Here is a 3,809-nt window from a genome sequence, read left to right as displayed (position 1 = left end):
CGGCGAGGGCTCGATGGACGCGGGCAACATCCTCAAGCCCGCCCTCGCCCGGGGCGAGCTGCACGTGGTCGGCGCCACCACGCTCGACGAGTACCGCAAGTACGTGGAGAAGGACGCCGCCCTGGAGCGCCGCTTCCAGCCGGTCAAGGTGCCCGAGCCCTCGGTCGAGGAGACCGTGCAGATCCTGGAGGGGCTGCGCGACGCCTACGAGGCCCACCACCAGGTGCGCTTCAGCGACGCGGCGCTGGTCGCGGCGGCCGAGCTGTCCGACCGCTACATCGCGGACCGCTTCCTGCCCGACAAGGCCATCGACCTGCTCGACCAGGCCGGTGCCCGGGTGCGGCTGCGCTCGCGCGGCAAGTCCAAGGAGGTCCAGGACCGCGAGGACCGGCTCGCCCGGCTGAACCGCGAGAAGGACGAGGCGGTCGCCGGCGAGGCGTTCGACCGCGCCAAGGACCTCAAGCACGAGATCGCCGAGCTGGAGAACGAGCTGGCGCAGATCGAGGAGCGCCGCGAGGGCGTCGTCGCGGTCACCGAGAACGACATCGCGGAGATCGTCTCCCGCAAGACCGGCATCCCGGTCGCGCAGCTCACCGAGAGCGAGAAGGAGCGGCTGCTCAAGCTGGAGGACGCGCTGCACGACCGCGTCGTCGGCCAGGAGGAGGCGGTCCTCGCCATCGCCCAGGCGGTGCGCCGCAACCGGGCGGGCATGGGCGACCCCAACCGTCCCGTGGGCTCCTTCCTGTTCCTCGGCCCGACCGGTGTCGGCAAGACGGAGCTGGCCAAGGCGCTCGCGGAGCTGCTCTTCGGCGACGAGGACCGGCTGATCCGGTTCGACATGAGCGAGTTCCAGGAGAAGCACACGGTCTCCCGGCTCGTCGGCTCCCCGCCCGGGTACGTCGGCTACGACGAGGCCGGTCAGCTCACCGAGAAGGTGCGCCGCCAGCCGTACAGCGTCGTGCTGTTCGACGAGGTGGAGAAGGCGCACCCGGACGTCTTCCACACGCTGCTCCAGGTGCTGGACGACGGCCGGCTGACCGACTCCCAGGGCCGCACCGTGGACTTCCGCAACACGGTGGTGATCCTCACCAGCAACATCGGCTCGCAGCTGATCCTCGCCCACCAGGGCAAGGTGGACGAGATCCGGGGCGAGCTGGAGACGGTGCTCCAGGGCCACTTCCCGCCGGAGTTCCTCAACCGCATCGACGAGACGATCGTCTTCCACGCGCTGTCCGAGGAGAACCTCGGGCACATCGTCGACCTGCTCCTGGAGCGCAGCGCCAAGCGGGTCCGGGCGCAGGGCATCGGTCTGGAGGTCACGGAGGCGGCGAAGAAGCTGCTCGTCGCGCACGGCTACAAGCCGGAGTTCGGCGCGCGTCCGCTGCGCCGCACGATCCAGACCGAGCTGGACAACCGGATCGCGGAGCTGGTGCTCTCCGGTGGCGTGGACAAGGGCGACACGATCGTGGCGGACGTGGTGGACGACTCGCTGCACCTGAGCGTGCGTCACCCGGAGAAGTCCGAGGAGGCCGCGAAGGCGGAGGAGCCCGCGAAGTAGCGAGCGGTTCTGATCGGAGGGGCGTACGGAGGCTGTCCGTACGCCCCTTCCGTATGTCGCTCCCGTTCGCCCGCTACCGTGAGCCCATGCGCCATGAGGTGACCGACGCCGACACGGCGGAGGCGGTGGGCAGCGGTGACGTACCCGTGCTCGCCACCCCGCGACTGATCGCCTGGCTGGAGGCGGCGACCGTACGGGCCGCCGGGCCGTTCACCGGCCCCGGCCTGACCACCGTGGGGACCGCCGTGCGGGTACGGCATCTGCGGGCCACCCGGGTGGGCGGGCACGTGGAGGTGACCGCCGAGCCGCCGCCCGGTGAGCCGGGGCGGCGGCTGACGTTCGCCGTACGGGCCGTGGACGCTTCGGGCGAGCTGGTGGCGACGGGCGAGATCGACCGGGTGGTCGTGGACCGCGCGGACTTCCTCGCGGCGGCGCCCGGCTGACGCTCCCCCGCTCAGACCGGGCTGTGCCCCCGGAGGTACGCGACCACGGCCGGGGGCAGCGCGATGCTCTCCGCCTCGTCGAACGACAGCCATGTGATCGCCTCCGGCGAGAGGCTGGCGCCGTCCGAGGGGTCGTCGGTGAGCAGGCTGCACACCACGGCCGGGGGCTCTTCCCCGGGCTCCAGCGGCTGGGAGCCGTCGACCAGATAGCCGGTGAGTTCGTACACGATCCGGGCGGCGGCGGCCTCCGCGGACTCCGCCTCCTCGGTGGTCCCCGTGGGCAGCACCCACCCGTCGCCCTCGGTCACCAGCAGCAGCCGTCCGTCGTACGGCACCACGGCCTGGACCCCGCCCCCGGTCTGCTCCCACGTCATGACCCGTGCACCCCATCCCTGTTCGCAGCTCGACCGTCCGGCCGCGCGGCCGGACGGTCGTCTCCTACCCAGGGGCCGAGTGCGCCGCACCCGAACGGTTCAGGACTGCTTGATCTGGGAGAGGAACTTCTGCGGGTCGGTGTCCACCTCACCCTCGACGGTGACGACGGGGATGTTCTCCTTGTCGTACCAGACGGCGGGGGTGCCGGGCAGGCCGAAGGTCTCGAAGGTGGAGATGGACTCGCCCGCCCAGGTCACATAGGTGTGCCCGGACACCTTCTGGTCGAATTCGGAGGAGCGCAGCCCGTCCACTCCGTTCGCCACGGACAACAGCACGGAGGCGTCGGAGAACTTGTCCTCGCCGGGCGGGAAGGGCTGGTTGTCGAACAGCGCCCCCAGATATCCGATGAGCTGCTTCTGCCCGGCGTCGCTCGCGGCCGCCAGCGCGGCGACGGCCTGCTGGTCGCCGTCCCCGCCCACGCTGTCGTCGATGGCCCCGGCGAAATGGAACTTCACGACGACCTTGCCGGCGTCGGCCAGCTGCCGGATGGTCTCGAGCAACACCTTGGCCATCCTGGCGGACGCCCGGTCACGCATCTCCAGGAACACCTGAAGCTCATGCGGCGCGGACAGATCACCGTAGTAGAGCGTCTTCCCGTCGGACCCGGTCGTGTGTGCGGGAGTCGTCATGGTCCCGAGCTTGGCACAGCCCCGTACGGTCTGTCCTGCTATGAGCGCCTGCCTCCGCTGTCGCTGCGGGCAGTCGTGCCGCTAGGGGCGGCACGGGTGGGCGCAGCGGCACCCCGCCCAGCGCGGGCAAGCGCCCCCACCCCCGGCACCCACCCCGCCCGCACGACACGCCGCCACCCCTGGCGCAGTCTGGAAGGGTGAACGCATCGCAGGACATGACCGCAGGCCGGGACCGAGGCCGGGACCGAGGCCGCGACCTCGACGGCGCGGTACTGGACGCCCTGTTCGCCGACTCCCCCCACCCGGTGTACGTACTCGACACCGACCTCCGCCTCGTCGGCTTCAACGACGCCGCCGGACACTTCCGGCACCTGCCCCCCACCGGCGCCCTGGGCATGCCGCTCCGCCAGTGGGCCCCCGGCCTGCACCACGAGCAGGTGGAGGCGATGCTCCGCGAGGTCCTGACCACCGGCGAGCCGAGGTCCGACTTCGAGGTCGAACACCACCCGCTGCCGGACGCGGCCCACGGCGCCGGTCTCCCCCACACCGTGCTGTCGCTCGCCGCGTTCCGCCTGCGCGACTCCGTGCGCGGGGTGAAGGGCCTCGCGCTGAGCGTGATGGACGCGACCGACCGCTACCGGGCGCAGGTCCGCCTGGAGGTGCTGCGGCAGGCGAGCGCGCGGATCGGCACCACGCTCGACATCGTGCACACGGCGCAGGAGCTGGCGGACGTGTGCGTGCCCG

Annotated in this window: 5 protein-coding genes; 3 read left to right on the top strand and 2 right to left on the bottom strand. The window is 71.6% G+C overall.

Features of this window, described 5'->3' with window-relative positions; translation table 11 throughout:
- A partial coding sequence (locus GTW40_RS26240; protein WP_161182638.1) for an AAA family ATPase occupies positions 1-1,558 on the top strand: 1,558 nt, incomplete at its 5' end.
- 86 nt (positions 1,559-1,644) lie between these two features.
- Entirely contained in the window at positions 1,645-2,001 is a 357-nt protein-coding gene (locus tag GTW40_RS26235) for a thioesterase (RefSeq protein WP_161182637.1), read from the top strand.
- 11 nt (positions 2,002-2,012) lie between these two features.
- Here the strand turns inward: GTW40_RS26235 and GTW40_RS26230 are convergent, their stop codons facing one another.
- Positions 2,013-2,375 (bottom strand): NUDIX domain-containing protein, encoded by a 363-nt coding sequence (locus GTW40_RS26230; RefSeq protein WP_161182636.1) that lies wholly within the window; start codon positions 2,373-2,375, stop codon positions 2,013-2,015.
- Positions 2,376-2,474: 99 nt separating this feature from the next.
- On the bottom strand, positions 2,475-3,065 hold the full coding sequence (locus GTW40_RS26225; RefSeq protein ID WP_161182635.1) for a thioredoxin domain-containing protein: 591 nt from the start codon (positions 3,063-3,065) through the stop codon (positions 2,475-2,477).
- Between the two features lie 197 nt (positions 3,066-3,262).
- Here GTW40_RS26225 and GTW40_RS26220 point away from each other — a divergent pair.
- Positions 3,263-3,809: PAS domain-containing protein (locus GTW40_RS26220; RefSeq protein ID WP_161182634.1), on the top strand; the 547-nt coding region annotated here is incomplete at its 3' end.

It is taken from the genome of Streptomyces sp. SID4985, assembly GCF_009863025.1.
In the GTDB taxonomy this organism is placed as follows: domain Bacteria; phylum Actinomycetota; class Actinomycetes; order Streptomycetales; family Streptomycetaceae; genus Streptomyces.
This window is presented reverse-complemented; position numbering and strand designations above follow the sequence as displayed.